At 53.0% G+C, this 16,297-nt stretch carries 12 protein-coding genes and 2 tRNA genes; 1 reads left to right on the top strand and 13 read right to left on the bottom strand.

The genetic code is table 11. The features are described 5' to 3' along the window. Positions 1 to 24: 24 nt before the first annotated feature. From ACR3ZL_RS12970 to ACR3ZL_RS12935, 8 genes are all read right to left on the bottom strand, one after another. A complete protein-coding gene (locus ACR3ZL_RS12970) occupies positions 25 to 2,991 on the bottom strand; it encodes a type III restriction-modification system endonuclease (protein ID WP_473652728.1) in 2,967 nt (988 codons plus the stop codon). Further along, complete coding sequence (locus tag ACR3ZL_RS12965; protein WP_486173522.1) at positions 2,988 to 3,431, bottom strand: Fic family protein; 444 nt, start codon at positions 3,429 to 3,431, stop codon at positions 2,988 to 2,990. Before ACR3ZL_RS12965 ends, ACR3ZL_RS12970 begins: the two co-directional genes overlap by 4 nt. 4 nt (positions 3,432 to 3,435) lie before the next feature. Beyond that, entirely contained in the window at positions 3,436 to 4,464 is a 1,029-nt protein-coding gene (locus ACR3ZL_RS12960; protein WP_473652730.1) for a hypothetical protein, read from the bottom strand. Positions 4,465 to 4,566: 102 nt separating this feature from the next. Next, positions 4,567 to 6,540, bottom strand: coding sequence for a site-specific DNA-methyltransferase (locus ACR3ZL_RS12955; protein WP_473652731.1), 1,974 nt, complete (start codon positions 6,538 to 6,540; stop codon positions 4,567 to 4,569). Between the two features lie 86 nt (positions 6,541 to 6,626). Continuing rightward, positions 6,627 to 7,370: a DUF4391 domain-containing protein gene (locus tag ACR3ZL_RS12950; RefSeq protein ID WP_473652732.1), complete on the bottom strand. Its 744-nt coding sequence runs from the start codon at positions 7,368 to 7,370 to the stop codon at positions 6,627 to 6,629. 8 nt (positions 7,371 to 7,378) lie between these two features. Further along, a complete protein-coding gene (locus ACR3ZL_RS12945; protein WP_473652733.1) occupies positions 7,379 to 8,257 on the bottom strand; it encodes a hypothetical protein in 879 nt (292 codons plus the stop codon). Next, positions 8,244 to 8,915, bottom strand: coding sequence for a hypothetical protein (locus ACR3ZL_RS12940; protein WP_473652734.1), 672 nt, complete (start codon positions 8,913 to 8,915; stop codon positions 8,244 to 8,246). The genes ACR3ZL_RS12945 and ACR3ZL_RS12940 overlap by 14 nt, the downstream gene beginning before the upstream one ends. Next, on the bottom strand, positions 8,912 to 12,184 hold the full coding sequence (locus ACR3ZL_RS12935; protein WP_473652735.1) for a helicase-related protein: 3,273 nt from the start codon (positions 12,182 to 12,184) through the stop codon (positions 8,912 to 8,914). The genes ACR3ZL_RS12940 and ACR3ZL_RS12935 overlap by 4 nt, the downstream gene beginning before the upstream one ends. Positions 12,185 to 12,867: 683 nt before the next feature. Between ACR3ZL_RS12935 and ACR3ZL_RS12930 the strand changes: the two genes are divergently transcribed. Continuing rightward, positions 12,868 to 13,032, top strand: a complete 165-nt coding sequence (locus ACR3ZL_RS12930; protein WP_473652736.1) for a hypothetical protein — start codon at positions 12,868 to 12,870, stop codon at positions 13,030 to 13,032. A gap of 592 nt (positions 13,033 to 13,624) precedes the next feature. Here ACR3ZL_RS12930 and ACR3ZL_RS12925 read toward each other — a convergent pair. From ACR3ZL_RS12925 to ACR3ZL_RS12905, 5 genes are all read right to left on the bottom strand, one after another. After that, positions 13,625 to 13,697, bottom strand: a tRNA-Lys gene (locus ACR3ZL_RS12925). A 47-nt stretch (positions 13,698 to 13,744) separates the two neighbouring features. Continuing rightward, a tRNA-Cys gene (locus ACR3ZL_RS12920) sits at positions 13,745 to 13,817 on the bottom strand. A 383-nt stretch (positions 13,818 to 14,200) separates the two neighbouring features. Beyond that, positions 14,201 to 14,560: a thioredoxin gene (trxA, locus tag ACR3ZL_RS12915; protein WP_473653562.1), complete on the bottom strand. Its 360-nt coding sequence runs from the start codon at positions 14,558 to 14,560 to the stop codon at positions 14,201 to 14,203. 94 nt (positions 14,561 to 14,654) lie between these two features. Next, entirely contained in the window at positions 14,655 to 15,476 is an 822-nt protein-coding gene (locus ACR3ZL_RS12910; RefSeq protein ID WP_473652737.1) for an NUDIX hydrolase, read from the bottom strand. Positions 15,477 to 15,511: 35 nt separating this feature from the next. Next, entirely contained in the window at positions 15,512 to 16,291 is a 780-nt protein-coding gene (locus tag ACR3ZL_RS12905) for a sugar phosphate isomerase/epimerase family protein (protein WP_473652738.1), read from the bottom strand. Positions 16,292 to 16,297: the final 6 nt, after the last annotated feature.

The following is a 16,297-nucleotide window of genomic DNA, read 5'->3' as shown; positions in this document are numbered from 1 at the left end:
AAAAAAGTTTACGAGATCCATGTTCTACTGAAACAAATCGTTGACTCTCGCGGCACGGATATACTCAACTTGTGACTCGCCCACTGAAAGTGCTTTGAAGTGAGCGGTGCCGCATTTGATTTTGGCGTTCTCTTTTTCGCGGACGGCGTCCTCGAATAGATCGCTCTTGGTTTCGACGACGAAGTACAAGCGTTCGGCACCGTCTTTCTCGACAAGTACCGCCCAGTCTGGGTTGTATGTTCCGAGCGGCGTTGGCACTTTGAACCAACCCGGTAATTTGGCGTAGACTTTCACCGCTTCGTTGGTGTCAAGTTGTTGGGCAAAGTCTTTCTCGGTGCCTGAATCGTAGACAACATATTCGTAGACTCCTTTTTTCGACTCGACCATGTTTTTCAGGTAGCCCGTCAACTCTTCCTGCTCGAAAAGTTCTTGGGCGTAGTAGACCTCGTCACCCAAACGCTGGTAGCGGATGCCGTCGGTGATCGCCAATCGTTTCGCTTTGTTGATCGCTTCGCCGGCCAATTCGATGAACTGCTGCGGGTTGCGTTTGAAGTCATCCAGTCGCTCGCTTTCACGCAATACACGAACGATCGTGCGCCGTGTCAATTGCGTACGGTCCTGTAAATCGGTGATCAGGTCCGGCCAGTCGATATCGCTTTCATCCAACACAACAGGGGCAGATTGGGCGGTTTCAGTTGCGTCGACGCCAGCACGGCCAATGGCGAGGTCCGCTTTTCTCCACTGCAATCGCGTCTTGCCAATCGGCGGGGCCTGGTCAATCGCCTTGATGCAGGTTTTGATCAAGTCCTCGTTGTCGAACTGAACCCGATACGTTGTTTTGTGTTTGATGCGGTCCCACAATTCTTTGAATTCGGGACCGTCTAAGACGGCCCGACGCGCACGGACGGTCTCGCGATCGTTGGCGTTCTTGACTTCCAAACGTCCAGCCAGCTTTGCCAAAATATCGCGAACCTGAACGTGCTGGCCCCGGAACTCTTCCGGCAAGACCAGCGTTTCGTCTTTGAGTGCCGTTCGCAGCGTGTCTTGAATCTTTCCCTTCGTGTTGATGAAGCCTTCGGACTTCAAATACTGCCACAGTATTTTTGATTGATCGAAACCAAGTGGTTTCACGTTACCCTGGTCGTCTGCAACGCGGACGCCTGCGAATTGGTGTTCCTCGACGATTCCAAATCGGATGCCGGTGTCCTTCTCGATTTCCTTTTGCAAGTTCTCTGCGTATTGCTCGTAGCTTTCCGTGGCGATCACCGTCAGCGTATTGACGTCGAATCCTCTCAAACGTTCGCCATTCTGGTTGACACACAAACGCAGCCCACGACCGAGTGTTTGGCGACGCTCACGCTCGGTGCCGATCTCTCGAAGGGCACAGATTTGAAACACGTTGGGGTTGTCCCAGCCTTCCTTCAATGCAGAGTGCGAAAAGATGAATTTCAACGGAGTTTCAAAGCTAAGCAGCTTCTCCTTCTCCTTCATGATCAGGCTATAGGCTCGTTGCGCGTTGTCGCGGCCGGCTTGGTTACCCTCGTTCGTATCTACCAACACGCCCTTCTTGTCGCGGCTGAAGTACCCGTTATGAACATCTTCCGCGGCCGTCGTGATGTCGACTTCTTTAAAAAGCGTTTGGTAGTCGGGGTGGCGAGCGAAGCGACGATACTCTTCCTCAAAAATTTCTGCGTAGACGCCCTTGATCGGGTTTCCGTCTTCGTCGTATTTTCGGTAATGCTCGACAGCGTCGATGAAGAACAGACTCAACACCTTGATCCCGTGTGGAGCTAGGCGAATCTCTTTGTCCAGATGCTCCTTGATCGTTCGCCGGATCATCTCGCGTTGCAGCGCCATCGGTTCGACGTCGCCGTAGGCCTCGCCTACTTTCAGAAACAACTCGCCACCAGGGTAGCGCAGTTCCATGAACTGGCTGCCCTTCTTGGTCGAGATTTCTCCGATGCGGAAATTCTCATAGATGGCTCTTCCGGTCGCCTGTTCGAGATCGTCGCTATCATGAACTGTCAGCGTCTTTCTCTGGACCTTGTCTCCTTTCTGGATATCCGTCTCGATTTTTGCCGTGATGACACCGCGCGTGCTGTTGACGGAAAGCAGTTTAACATACGGCTTATTAAAACCACCCTCGACGCCTGCCGACGCAATCTCGATTTGTTTGACCAGCTTCTGCTCGTAGGCATCCACCGCGTCGAGCCGATAAACCATGTGGTGTTTGTCGACATGGGTTGCTGAATAGCGCAGAGTACACATCGGGTTCATGGATTCGAGAGCGTCTTTGCCTTTGCCCGTCAGACCTCCGTCAACACTTTGCGGTTCATCGACAATGACGATCGGGCGTGTGTCGCGAATCAACTCAATTGGTTTGTAGCCGCCAGTCTTCTCTGAATCCTTGTACAGATTGTTGACGTCCTTCTTGTTGATCGCCCCTACGGTCACCACCATGATTTGAATTTGCGGGCTGGTCGCAAAGTTGCGGACTGCCCCTGGCTTACTACCGTCGTACTGGAACCACTCGAACGGCTCGCCGGAATAGAGCAAGCGAAAGTGTTCGGCCATCATGTCGATCGACTTGTTGACGCCCTCTTTGATTGCGACCGATGGAACAACGATCACGAACTTGGTGAATCCGTAGCGACGATTCAGCTCAAAAATGCTTCGCAAGTAGACATAGGTCTTGCCGGTACCCGTCTCCATTTCAACGGTAAAGTCGCCGCTGCTCAGTTCGTCGGACGGGCGGACGCCGTTGCGCAACTGAATGTCGTGCAGGTTTTCGAGCAGTTCGTCGTCCAGCAACGTCAGACGGTTGCCGATGCCCAGATCATCCTTGGCGTATTGCAGTCGCAACTGCTTGTCGCTCGGGTCCGGTTTGACGGTGAATTCGGTGCGACAGATTTCCTGACCTCGAAACAGGTCACAGACCGATTCGATTGCGGCAAGCTGATAGTCAAGATCATCTTCAAAGTGAAATTTCATGGTTCGTCCGTGTTGATTGCATTGAAGATTTCGAGTTTCAACGACTCGTCATCCAACTCATCGTTTAGGACGGCAGCCATCCACCGCCCAAGTAGTTCTTTGGAGATCGCGCTGCGGGCGACGTGGTAGCTGATGTTCTCCGAGGCATAGATAAATTCTTTCACGCTTCCGAGATATCCATTGAGCAAAAGCATCTGGGCCGACAACGTGATCGCAATTCGTTTGTTTCCGTCCTCAAAACAGTGGAATTTGCAGGCACAAAAAAACAGGTGCGTTAGTTTCGCGTCAAATGTTGGGTAGTAATCATCATTCTGAATGTTCTGCAATACGCTGTCTAATTGCCCCATATCCAATCTGCCTAAGCGACCGCCGCCGCTGACTTCAACAGTCTTGGTGTGAACTTCAATGGCTTGATTCAGTGTCATGTAAACGAATGCCATTGGGCTACTCTCGCTCCTTCAATCGCTTCATCACGTCTTTCGCTTCTTCCAAACGTTCAGCCAGTTCCATGCTCTTCTCACCGAGGAAGCGATCAAACTCGTCACGCTGAAGTGGTGTGATGTACTCCTTCAACTGCAGATGCAGTGCGTCGCGAAATGCAAGATCGCGGCTCGCCATACGGGTTCGTGCTTTATCGATCAGTGGTTTCCAAAGTGCATCTGACTCGAAGCGACTGAAGATTGCTTCGACTTCATCGGGCCGTAGCTTTCGTCCCAGTTTTGCGAACTCATCACGAAGCCGCTGAGCGAGCCCACTCTCATAAGAAGCAACGAGATCAAGCACCTCAGAATAAAACGTGTCTCGCATCCTGTCCCGTGTGCTGAGCTTCAGAATCTTTTTGTATTCCTTCGCCTTTTCTCGGAAGATGCTGACGTAGATACGGTCAGTGAAGACTCCGTATTTCGCTTTTCCCATTGCGACGCAGTCATTAAGGGCCGACGTAAATTCTTTGCGATAGTCAGCTTCTTGGAACCAGGATTCGAGAAATTCCTCGTCACGTTGGTTGATGTATTTGGTGCTTCCCCCGGTGCGTTGATTGATCGAGTCAATCACGACATCCAATATGACTTCCCGGAGTTTCCTTGCACGGTCGCCTTCAGCAACGACCATGGCCAGGTTAAGGAAGGCCCTGAACGGGAAAATCCCTATCCGGGGGGCCTTGCCGATGTTCCCGAAAACGCTTTCGGGAACATCGGACGTGGAAATCTCTAACTTCAGTGCCTGCAAGCGTTTACCGCGAATGACTTCGTAGCCGTTTTCGGCCAATTCTTGCTCGTAACGATCCAGATAATTTTCGACGGTTCGGAGAGTCACCCCGAGGAAAGAGGCCACCTGCTCCTTCAAGACGACGACACCTCCCTCGAACTGAATTCCAGAAATTCCGATCGCGGACTCAATCTCGGAGATTGCCAATTCGTTATTGAGAATGTTTTGTCGGTCGATGGCCGACGTCGTTAGATCGCGATTTGCCATAGAATGATGCGTGCTGTTTGAGTACCGAAGTCGCGGGACTTCATGTTCAGTTTGGGGATGTTGCGTCGCCGAAACTCTTGGCGATTTCGGCTGCAAAGTCAGTTACAAGCTGCGGACGTTTTTTAGTCCGTGTTGCTGCAGGATGGCACTCAGGTTGGTTTTGACGACGTCACGATCCTTGTCCTCGGTGCCGAAGGCGCTGTCGCGGAAGACGACGGTGCTGTCGCCGGCTGGTGCGAGTTCCTTGTGCCAATCGACGATGCCGTGAGCCAGCGGTTCGACGTCATCGGTCGTGATTGCTTTATCCAAGCAAGCGAAGAGAACACCCGCACCGATCGAAAGGACAGTCTTGCCGGCGATGGTTCGCTGCTCAATGGGCACACACAAGTCCAGCCCTAGCTTGAGCAGCAATTCGTAGAGCACGTCTTCGTTGGTGCGGCCGTCCTTAACGTGATCGACGTGGTCTTCGAGTGAAGAGTCTAGGTCTTCGCGATCAGGGTTCCAGGTTTCAATGTTGCTCCGATCTAGGCTGAAGACACGAAACCCATCTTGCCTGTCCGGATTTGATTCGATCACCTTTCGGATGCGAGCGACGGCGATTTCTGCAATGTTCTTAAAGCCTGCTTTGTGCGCTGCAGACTTTGAGTCAACCTCTGCAGGGAGTTGAACTGTGATAAACCGTCGATTTCCATTGTCAGCGGCGTTTAAGTCAAGTACGGCATGAGCAGTACTTGCCGATCCCGCAAAGAAATCAACTATCAACGCGTTTCGATCTTTATTCAGGCAATAATCAAAAAGATCCGCCAGGACGGTATGGTCTTTTGGATTACTAAAGACTGCTTTACCAATTAGCTTCTCGACTACCTTTGACGCAGCACGTCCGTCGCGGTAGATGACCGGAGTTTTTACAATTGAGTCAACTTCACGCAAGTAGCTCTTCTTGAGTGGTATCGTTGTCTCGTCTTCTCCAAACAAAACACGGTCTTCAGCGATTCGCTGAAGCATCACTGGTTCAGTTGCTCCCCAGCCACGTGACGGCTTCTTCACCGGTTTTTCTGTTTTCGGGTGATAGATCTCGTAGTCTGGGATGCTTGTGCTCGCTGAAGAAATGTTGTCTCCGAAGTAAAGTCCACGGTCGTCCGACCGGCAGAAGTGTTTCATCTTTTTTCTGGGATCATCCTCAGTCATATCTCGAAATATCGCTCGCATTTCCTGTTCGACTTTCGAGTGGTTCCCGCCCAACTTGGCAACCAAATCCGCATGTTGCTCGAGTATTGACTCAACGCCTTCCTTTTTTTCTCGCCAAGGCCCGAGTGAAGCAAGGTAAGACTTATCTCGAGCGACGACGACCATGTAGTCCGCGCTTTCCGAGAAGAACGTAGAATCATTCTTTCGGCCTTGTTCCCACGTCAAAACGGAGATGCGATTCTCTTCGCCGAAGATGTCATCCACTAAGGCGATAATATGCCGTAGTTCTTCAACACCAATACTTATCAATAAGACTCCATCGTTTTTCAAAAGATTGCGAGCAAGAAACAATCTTGGATAGATCATATTGAGCCAATTTGTGTGAAATCGCCCCGATGTATCCGTGTTTGCGCTTAGCTTGTTACCTTCTCCATCAACCTGCCCTGTGTAACGCAGGTAATTTCCGATGTTGTCTGCGAACTTATCAACGTAAACGAATTCGTTTCCTGTGTTGTACGGTGGGTCGATATAGATCAGCTTGGCCTTCCCCGAATAGCTCTTCTGCAACAGCTTCAGCACTTCAAGATTGTCGCCTTCGATCATCAGGTTCTGTGTTGTGTCCCAATCAACACTGTCGTTTGGGCAAGGACGCAGAGTGCCAAGGCTGGGTGTGAGGGCAAGTTGCCTCGCACGACGCTTGCCGTGCCAGTTCAGTCCGTAGCGTTCATCGCGCTCATCCACCGCCGTGCCAAGCAACTGCTTGAGGACTTCAAAGTCGATTTTGCCTTCGGTCATCGCCTCAGGAAACAACTGGGCGAGTTGCGTGATATTGTCCGAGACGATGTCAGCGCTTTGTGCAATTGGATCTTCTGCAGTGATCTTGTCCATGATGAGTTTTCCTTGTTGAGGTTCCTCGCTTGCGCTTCGAGTTGGTAGTTTGGGTGCGGTATAACAACCCGACGCGTAAGCGAGGTTCAGAGTTGCTCTTTGGCTTGTTGGAGTTCAGTTTGAAGTTGTTTGATTTGCAGGTTCAGGTCCACGCGGCCAGCGACCTGGCATTCTTTCGTCGCCAACGCGCTTAGGCGAGCGATTTCTGAGAGCAACGCGTCATGCCGCTCAATCGCTTCGCGGCGAACGTACGTTGCCTTTGGTTCACGAAGTATTTCAAATCGTCCGGAAATCGCCGATGCTTGGATCGCTTCGATGACGCTTCGCCACCCTTGGTACAACGCTTGGAGGTTCGTCTTGGGTTGGCTGGCCAGTGCGAAGGCATCGAGCACTTCGTTCTCGGCCGGAAGCGTCGCTGCGGTCACCCCCGCTTCTAATACAGTCTTGTCTGCATGACGCTCCGAAAGACGCTTTTCCGCGACGGATATTTGAATCGAGGATTCCACCTGCACAACCAGCAGTACTGGATAAGGGATTGCCCGATGCAACAGTTCGGTCAATCGAGCCAGCTTGGCTTCCGCACGAAGCATCATCGCTACGATCGCGATTTCGACGTACTGGTGCGTTTCGTTTCGATATTCCGGGACTCCGATGCCTGACGGCTTCAGAGCAGCAAGCCAGTGGATTTTGTCGATGCCGGTGTTGATCGCCTTACGATCCGCCGGCGTTGGCGAACCGTTCTCGACGAGCAGCTTTTTGGAAATGACGCGATCAACACGCGCCGTTGCGGGAAGGCCAACATGGGCCATGAAGGATTCGATATCGTTCATGGCGGGCGTTATTGGTCCTCGTCAATCAACTCGGCTTCTTGAATGCTAATATCGGCCGGCTGGTCGTGCTTGTAACTGATTGAACCATAGAGTTGGACCACTCGTCCAAGCGACTCGAGCATCGTCGGTTGCAGCATCTTGTGGAAGCTGCCTTTGATACGCTGCTGGCGTCCCGGCACCGACAACTGTAGTTTGCCACTGACGATGTCGAGGGCGGTGACGGTTCCTGTTAGGGCATCAAGTCGCTCGGCGGAAGGCTGCCGACGGTCGATGATATCGCGAACCCTCCCCATGAAGTCTGAGTCAACCCGCAATGGCTCGGTGGACTTCTGGAACCGGTCAATTGTTCGGTACTCAATGACGCTGGCGGCGTTGTTGATCGTGGCATTGAGTTGTCGAACAGTTTGCAACGCACCAATGCTGATTTCATTGGCAGACTGACCAGTGCCAATGTTTTGAATGATTTCCGAGAACCGATCGCTGATCCTGTCCGTTGCAATCGATTGGCCCGACTCGGTTTCGAAATCCCCAGATTCCAACTGAGCAGGAATAACGAAACTCCCTTCCTCGAACGGCTCTATCTCAAGCCGACTGAAGGCTTGAACCTCAGCTGGAATGGAACGCATGTCCGCAAAGTTTGGGTTGGTCCCAAAGACGATGTCTTGGGCGGCATAGTTTGCCAGCCGTTGCGTCAGCTCAATCACTTTGGCGACGGCGGAAGCAACCAGAGCATGTCCACCATCGTTCGGTAACAGACGCGTGATAATCTGAGGCGACTGAGGCGACGGAATGCCAAGAAAGCTAGTTTCAGCGAGCGAGGATCGCGTCTGCTCGTCGGCGTCTCGATACCAACGCGGGGCGAAACCGGAAGGATCAGATCTGGTCATTTCGATACTCCTCCAGTAATTCGAGTCCGCGGTCGGCGATGACTTCCAAGTAGGTTAGTTTTCGATCGTTGTGGTGTGCATGGGGCGTTGCCCCTAGAATACCTGTTCGCTCGCTCGTAAACAGCTGTGCAGGAAGTCTGAGATCAAGCTTTCGATAAAACTCGAGTGATGCGGCATCTGCCGCGTGAAGGGCTAAGTTTCCATCATTGCCACAACAGCGACTATGCCATTGGGCGTATGCCAGCAATGCTGGACCAATGTGCCTATATTTTCGCTGCCACAACTGGGACGTCAAATTCCACGGACAGGCTGCGATGTGTTCGATGTACAAAGTATTGCGAGTTGAGTCGATGCCAGACGTAAAATCAGGCCAAACGTTCATAAAACCTACCATCTGACCTTCTGCAAAGGCCACCAGGGTCTCACGTTGTTCGTATCCTGGTTTCGTATCCTTGACCCACGACCAGGGTTTCCAATTGGTCCATTGGGGTGGGGACGCTCCCGTTATCTCGTGTGACTTGGATAGGCCATCAGCCAAACGTCTCCAGACGCCCGATAACCAAGGCAAGTGTGATTGGTCGAACGGCTCGACAGTGATTGGAATCCACGATTCATCGTACTTCTGGATGGTGAGACTGTATTCGAGCGGCAGGTTCATCTTGACTGAACCTCCTTAGCCGCATTGTGCCTAAAATTGGGCGGATCTGATTCACTATCGCCGGTTACTTCGGCTACAACGACCAGGAAAGCAACCACCTCGAAGTCTTCGATGCCCGCGAAGTCCCCTTTGCCGGCGTGTGTGCCACCGGGGGTGAACAAGCTCTCAACCGCTCGTTGAGCACTTTTGCCAACGATGGATGCGACAGCGGAGGACAACTGGGCTTGAACGCTGGACATGTCGGTGCCACGCCGTGTGAGAGCGTCAAACCGTCTGATGGCACTCGAATCTGGAAGGTCGCGACCGATGGTCAGCCGCCGCATCGAATCGAGAACTTGCCGGGCCTGAGTGAATGGCAGCACGGTCGATCCATCTTCATCCACATGGACCAAGTAATGCGGCGCGAGTGGATAACCAGGCTCGATGGCTTTTGTGGCCGATTCGCCAACGGCTCGCAAACAGAAAATCGTGCCTGGTGGAATGGAGGCTGCCTCTTCCGTGTTATAGGTGACTGCGAACGTTCCCCACGGAAGTTGCTCAAGTAGTTCGCGGTGATCCCGAGCGAACTCAGCAAGGTCGATGCGAAAGTCGCTGAGCGTCAGGTCGGCGATCGACAGACCGCTCGAAAGGTCTTCCATGTCGATAACGGCGTCCTGCAACTTCAGCAGTTGTTTGCGGCGATACTCCAGGTCGTTCATCTGGTTGCCGGATTGCTGCTCGATCAGGTTCTCTTCGCCGGTCGCTGAGATGTCCAACAACACCATCCGGCCGCTGACACGCTGTTCAAGGTTGATGTATTCCTCGAGTTCCATGTTGGGCCAGAAATTGACCAACTGAATGCATTGATTGGGTGAACCAATTCTGTCAATTCGCCCGAAGCGTTGGATGATGCGGACGGGGTTCCAGTGGATGTCGTAATTGATCAGGAAGTCGCAGTCTTGCAAGTTTTGGCCTTCGCTAATGCAATCGGTGGCAAAGAGTAGTTCGATCTCACCTTCGCCTGCCAATTCTTCGGGACGCTCCTTTGCCAGGGGCGCGAACGCGGTCAGTACACTTGCAAGGTCACGATGCATTCCCGAAATACTGGTTTGGTTGCGTCCAGAACCGGTAACGAGGGCACTTTCGATTCCAAGTGTCTCTTTGGCCCAACCGGAGAGGCTGTCGTAGAGGTAGTTGGCGGTGTCGGCGAACGCGGTGAAGATCAGAATTTTGCAATTATCACCATTAATAGGCTGCTGCACCTTTGTGGTGATGACTTGCTTCAAGTCCTGCAGTTTTGCGTCGCGAGACGCATCGATTTCCCGCGAGATGGAGTGCATCGTCGCCAGACGGTTTCGGTCTTCGACTAAGTCTTGTTTCCAGCGAATGAGATCGACGTCTTGCAGCAATACTTTGATTTTGCGTCCGACCATCAAACTTTCTACAGCCGGACCGTCGAGGTCGACGTCCGTGATGTCCAGTTCTTCAAACGAGTCGTCGTCTTGCTCAGCCACGTGACTTTCAATCCTAGCGAGCGTCCGCTCAACGTCGGCCAGTTGGCGACCAAGCGTGAGTGAGAACGACGCGACAGAACTTTCCATTCGCTTAAGGACGTTGACACGTAACAAATGAACGAGGCTTTCCTCGCGGTCAACTTGGCGGAAGAAACTTTCGCCGCCGCGGATTTGCGTGCTGTACTTTTGGTCGTAGGCATCTTGCTTGCTGGAGAGCACGTATCGCAACGGCGCATAGGCAGCCAAGTTCAATCGGCGAATTTCGTTGTTGATCTCACCGATACTGCTGAGCTGACCGCTGACATCGACGTCCGACTTGATATTGATTGGCTTTAGTCGGTCTGGAAAACGCCCGGTCTCGCTGGTGCCATAGTACTTTTCGATATGCTTTCGCGACCTCGCGATTGTGAGCAGGTCAAGCAGCGAAAAGTAGTCGAAGCCCAACATTTCCATTAACGCGGCAGGCTTGCGTTCGTCATCTTCTAATTGCAACCAGCGGTTGAATTGTTTTTGAGCATTGCGAGTTGTTGATTGGATACTCTCAATACCGTGCTCAGCGAGTGCATCGTCTTCGCCCTCAGTCGCAAAGGCTATTTGATTCCGCAAATCGGTCATGCGATTATTCACCGGGGTTGCCGACAACATCAAAACTCGCGTCTTGACTCCCTCTCGAATAATCCGCCGCATGAGACGGTCGTACCGTGTTTCGCCCCCGGCACGTGGTGTTTTTTTGTTGCGAAAATTATGCGATTCGTCGATGACAACTAGGTCGTAGTTGCCCCAGTTGATGTGGGCTAGATCGATATCGCCTGAAAGTCCACGATCACGGGATAGATCGGTGTGGTTGAGAACGTCGTAGTTGAAACGATCGGACGAAAGAATGTTTCGCTTGTCGTTCGCTTTGTAGAGCGTCCAGTTGTCACGAAGGCGTTTTGGCACGAGAACTAGCACTCGATCATTGCGAAGTTCAAAGTACTTGATGACCGCGAGCGCTTCAAAAGTCTTTCCTAAGCCGACGCTATCGGCCAAAATACAACCTCCGAATCGCTCCAGCTTGTCGATCGCTCCAACGGCTCCATCACGTTGAAACTTGTAAAGTTTCTTCCAGACTGATGTCTGTCGGATACCCGTGGCGCTGCGAACGATCTTTTCTTCGTCTAGCTCTTGACCAAGATCGCGGAAAACATGAAAGAGGGTGAGGTAATAAGCTAGCGACGGGGCGTTGGGCCTAAACAGTTGTTCGAGCGATTCCATGAACCGCTGCTTTCCTTCTTCGCCGGCCTTGCTGCCGCTCCAGATCCCCTCGAACCAATTGGCAAGCATCTTGGCCTCATCGTCGTTCTCTGACGCCTGAATTAAGCTGAACTGATTGCCCGAGGTGATACCCAAACCGCTGGTCGAGAAGGGACAATCGCCCGTGAGAGCGATACCACTTCGATTAGAGGTTAAGACGCTTAGTAAGCATTGCGACAGAGATGCTGGCGCCGTCCGCACGTCGGCATTCCCACTGATCCAGCTATGGCACGCGGAAGCGATTGACGAGACATCAAGCGAATTCCGTCGAGACCGATCGCTCTCACCGCCGAGCAAATGAAGATCAGCATTATCGGGCAGCACAATACGACATCCATCTAACTTGCTAAGCCAATCCCGCATCTCAGCATAAGCAAACAGCGAAAAAGTTGGCGTCGCAATGTCAAGCGACCCGTTCTTCGACAGGGCATTTTGCAATGAATCGAATACGCGTTGGTTTCCAACATTGGGAAGAAGTTTCATGTCACGTTCTGGTGCATCTTCTTGTTGCGGGCGTTAGTCTCATCAAGCGGCATCAGGATACCCTCTCGCGGGGAAGGCGACAATCAGCCGCTGAAGTTCAACTTGCTAAATCAGGCAATCTTGTCGGCGGCATTACGCGACGAAGATCGCCAAAACAAGGCTGCTCCAACCACTTCCACGTTGACCGCACTAGCGATACTACTTTGTAGACCGCTCCAAAGCACTTCGATGACTAAATCTTTGCTTAAACCGCGCTACATATAGGTGGAGACGATTAGTCCCTGCCCGTCGCATGTGGTCTTCTTCCGGTAAACCGGCACGCAAGGCGACCAAGGAGTGATATTCTTTGCTTGGCATTGCCGTGCACCGGAGTCTGCCTTCGCGGCTGCTATGAGCTTCTTTTTGACGGGTGTTTCACTTCATCTTGCTGGATAGGCAAGACACGCAAAGCGGGAGGAAACTTTGCCAAATCAACACCGTGGTTCTGATAATCGCAACCAGAACCTGCCCTCGAGTCGAGGGCGAAACCAGATACCTGCTCAATGGAAGACATACTGGGCAAAAAATGCGTTTACAAAGCCAAGCCGACGCGAACTGCGCCGTCAGCGAGCGAAGCTGATCGGTCAATTTGGACGCGTCAACTACCGGCGTCATTGCGGTCGTCGCTAAGGAGGCAGCTGGCAATGCATGAGAACGTTGAAACGCAGCAAGAATCGAACCAGACCGCTGGCGGCGCAGAGAGCCCGCTGGACGAATTGATCGACTTAATCGCGTTACTGGTTAATCGCGTTACTGGCCACCAGGATACACCTGCGTGGATCGGCGGCGAGACTGGAACGCCAATCTGATAACCCAAACCAACAAGAATCGGAGAAACCACGACCAACTCTTTACTCACCATTCTTAGATGAGATGATTAGCGCGACAACGAACAGCAAACCCGACAGAGCGGAGGAAGACGGAACAAGTGACAAGTGATTCGGTTTGGCCGATAGGCTCAGCGTTGTTGGTGATCAGCTAGCGGATCAGATCGGACCGGCGGATCGTTTGATTGAAGCGGTTGATTAATGCGTCACGTAAACACTCAGGCTGAGATGTTGCAATTGCCCGATCGCGATAGGCCTCAGTAGCGACTCGACGTTGCTACGGCACCGACCGCCTACCTGAGTGCTTCAAGTGGATCCAGCCAGCCATTTCCACCGATTCGACCGCTGAGCGTCGTCCTCCAGCGGGACCCAATACCGGGTGCAGGGAGGCTCCTTCCGACTAGAAGGCCTGGCGAGCCGCTCAAATACAAGCATCGGAACGAGCCTCCCGCAGAGCCGAATGCCTCAGAAGCCCACACCAGCTGACCGCCAAGCTTGATGCGTCTCTCTGTCCACGCACAAAAAAACCTCGGTATGAACCGAGGTTAAGTGTGCAACGCCACTGGCGTTAAAATGCCCCCGCTAGGGCTCGAACCTAGGACCCACGGATTAAGAGTCCGTTGCTCTACCAACTGAGCTACAAGGGCGGGCGTTTTGGTGGAGGTGATTGCTGTGCTCTCACCACCAACAAAAGAGGCGACGGTGGGATTCGAACCCACGAATAAAGGATTTGCAATCCTTCGCCTTAGCCACTTGGCCACGTCGCCTTTCTTGACTCGGCAACGATGGAAGTCGCGTCCGAGCGGTTGGGAATTTCGCACAAATTGTCCGGCTTAGGAAGACCAGGTAATTCCGTTTCAGCAGATTTTTTTCAAATCCGTTGCCACGGCGTCTCATCGGTTTCCCTTTTGAGACGTCCCGGTCATGCCTGAGAAGAGTCAACTTCGGCGATACCGGACTAATCGGCCATCCGGCGGCGAGGCTTGAGCTATCAAGCGAAACTTTTCAAAGAAGACGCTGACAGAACAACGTCTTTTGTCCAGATAAACGCCTGGCTCAACGAAGGGACCAACGTCCCACGCCAAGCCTGGGCGATTACGACGACCACTCACTGAATCCACCACACCGAACGATGCGTGGGATTAGCAAACTAGACGGCCGACAGGGCTTCTTGCAGTGCTGCCTTCGGGCGGACACCGATGAAGCTTTCGCTGACTTCGCCGTTCTTGAACAACAGCAACGTTGGGATGCTGTTGATGCCGAACTTTTGAGCGATCGATGGGTTGTCGTCGATGTTGACTTTCCCGATCGAGACGTTTGGATTTTCAGCGGCCAGCTCGTCGATCATCGGAGCGATTTGACGGCAAGGACCGCACCAAGGTGCCCAGAAATCAACGAGAACGGCAGCGTCGCTCTTGAGCACTTCCGCGTCGAAATTGTCGTCTGTGAATTCTTTGACTGCTTCGGATGCCATTTTGGTTTCCTGGTTAAGTTGGTTAGTGGATTGGATGTTTCTGAATCATGGAGATGTTCAAGCGACCTAATTTACCGTCGTTAGGTTCAAATACCATAGGACCCATCAGCGACATCTTGACACTCAGTCGTCATGATAGCGGCTTTCCGTGCAAAGCCTGGGCCAACTGGTCCAGAATCACCGCCGTCGCTCCCCAAATTTGAATATCCTGGAATGCGAACGCAGGCGTTCGGAACCGCAATTCGCACGTGTTAAGCGTATCGGTCCGTTGAAAGGACGCTTGCCCCTGGGCGGCGTCAGCGGCCGGTACGTGAACGTGTCGGCGAATAGTGGCCTGCGGCTTGATTGCCCGAATGACACGTTTCTGGACGACCTGGTTCACGATACGACGACCCACGATCGCTGAAAGCGGAAGCTCAATCACCTGATCGACCTCTACCGGATCGGGACGCCATGGCTGGTCAGGCCGGCGGGTCACCCACACAATCGGCGTGACCTCGTTGTCGCTGGCGTAGACGTATTGCCGAGGAAGCTCGCCGCAGCAGGCGACCACATCCGCAGCGACCCCCAGTTCTTCATCGAATTCACGCAGGGCAGCCTGCTCAGGCGATTCGCCGAGTTCGATCCGCCCACCAGGAAAACAGATCTGACCGCCGTGATGCCGAAGCGACGTCGGGCGACGAGTCAGCGGGATGGTCCAGCCGTTTTGCTCGTCGTGCATGAGAGTGACCGCAACCGCCGCTTGCCGCGACCTCAATCGGGCCGGGCCGCGATGACGCCCGTAGGCGAGCTCGGGAGTCATGTTCCACTTCAGTGGCGACGGCGTTGAATTGAAAGGCCGTGCGATACCAAAATGTGAACTGGTGGGTTGAGAACGGGCGAGTCTTGTATTTGCAGCCGGTGAACTGGCGAGCCGATCGGTCAGCCGGGCGACCACTTGATCCACCGTCATCACCGCGGGCTCGACAGAACCGTCTCGCGTGACCACTAGATCAGCGACTCGAGCAATCGACGCAGCTTACGAAGCTCAACGCGGTGGTCGTAATCGTCCATCGGGACCATATCGACCGTCAGGGCTCGTTTGTATTTTTCGCGTTCCAACTGCGTTACCAGCTTGCCGTAGTCGACTTCGCCCTGCCCCACGCTGACTTGGAACTTGTCCTTGCTGGTGTCTCGCAACTGCACGTTGGTGACAAACTTCAACAACTGGTCGAAACCTTTGCCAACGCCCATGGCTTTCGCGATCGCTGGATTTTCGCCTGCCGCGACCATCGAAACGCTAGGGTCCAACGCAACGCCCAGTCCATCAACGTTATTGCACAAGACCAACAAAGTATCAGGATCTTCGCTCAGGCAACCGAGTGCACAACGGACACTGGTCCGGACGCCTTCGCCCTCCGCGATCGAGACGAGCTTTTGCAGGTGCTCGACTTCCTCGTTGAAAGGAGTGCCTTTTTCAGCCGAAGGTACCGAGATATTGACCACTTTGGTCGCTTTGGCGATCCGGCACATCGCGTGAAATTGTTCGTAGTGTTCCTTACCGGTGGTGGCAAGTTCGAGCCGGTATCCGCTGATGTCCATCCGGTGGGACGAACGCAGGATTTGAACCGCCCGGTCTTCGTCAGCCAGAATTTCACAAGGATTGACGGGGCCAACCGATTTCTGGATGGCGATTTCAACCGCGCTAAATTCGAGGTCCTGGAGCAGCTCGATCGCAGCCTGAAGTTCCAGATCGGGCCAACATAAAGTCGAAGCAGCAACAAACACGCAATG

It is taken from the genome of Rhodopirellula sp. J20-39, from assembly GCF_057365095.1.
Note: the sequence above shows the minus strand (reverse complement) of the source record. Positions and strands in the feature narration are given on the sequence as shown.

What these genes read in the sequence shown, in the direction of transcription:
- ACR3ZL_RS12970 (WP_473652728.1), bottom strand. Translation starts at nt 2,991, where the DNA reads ATGAAATTTCACTTTGAAGATGATCTTGACTATCAGCTTGCCGCAATC.
- ACR3ZL_RS12965 (WP_486173522.1), bottom strand. Translation starts at nt 3,431, where the DNA reads ATGGCATTCGTTTACATGACACTGAATCAAGCCATTGAAGTTCACACC.
- ACR3ZL_RS12960 (WP_473652730.1), bottom strand. Translation starts at nt 4,464, where the DNA reads ATGGCAAATCGCGATCTAACGACGTCGGCCATCGACCGACAAAACATT.
- ACR3ZL_RS12955 (WP_473652731.1), bottom strand. Translation starts at nt 6,540, where the DNA reads ATGGACAAGATCACTGCAGAAGATCCAATTGCACAAAGCGCTGACATC.
- ACR3ZL_RS12950 (WP_473652732.1), bottom strand. Translation starts at nt 7,370, where the DNA reads ATGAACGATATCGAATCCTTCATGGCCCATGTTGGCCTTCCCGCAACG.
- ACR3ZL_RS12945 (WP_473652733.1), bottom strand. Translation starts at nt 8,257, where the DNA reads ATGACCAGATCTGATCCTTCCGGTTTCGCCCCGCGTTGGTATCGAGAC.
- ACR3ZL_RS12940 (WP_473652734.1), bottom strand. Translation starts at nt 8,915, where the DNA reads ATGAACCTGCCGCTCGAATACAGTCTCACCATCCAGAAGTACGATGAA.
- ACR3ZL_RS12935 (WP_473652735.1), bottom strand. Translation starts at nt 12,184, where the DNA reads ATGAAACTTCTTCCCAATGTTGGAAACCAACGCGTATTCGATTCATTG.
- ACR3ZL_RS12930 (WP_473652736.1), top strand. Translation starts at nt 12,868, where the DNA reads ATGCATGAGAACGTTGAAACGCAGCAAGAATCGAACCAGACCGCTGGC.
- ACR3ZL_RS12910 (WP_473652737.1), bottom strand. Translation starts at nt 15,476, where the DNA reads ATGACGGTGGATCAAGTGGTCGCCCGGCTGACCGATCGGCTCGCCAGT.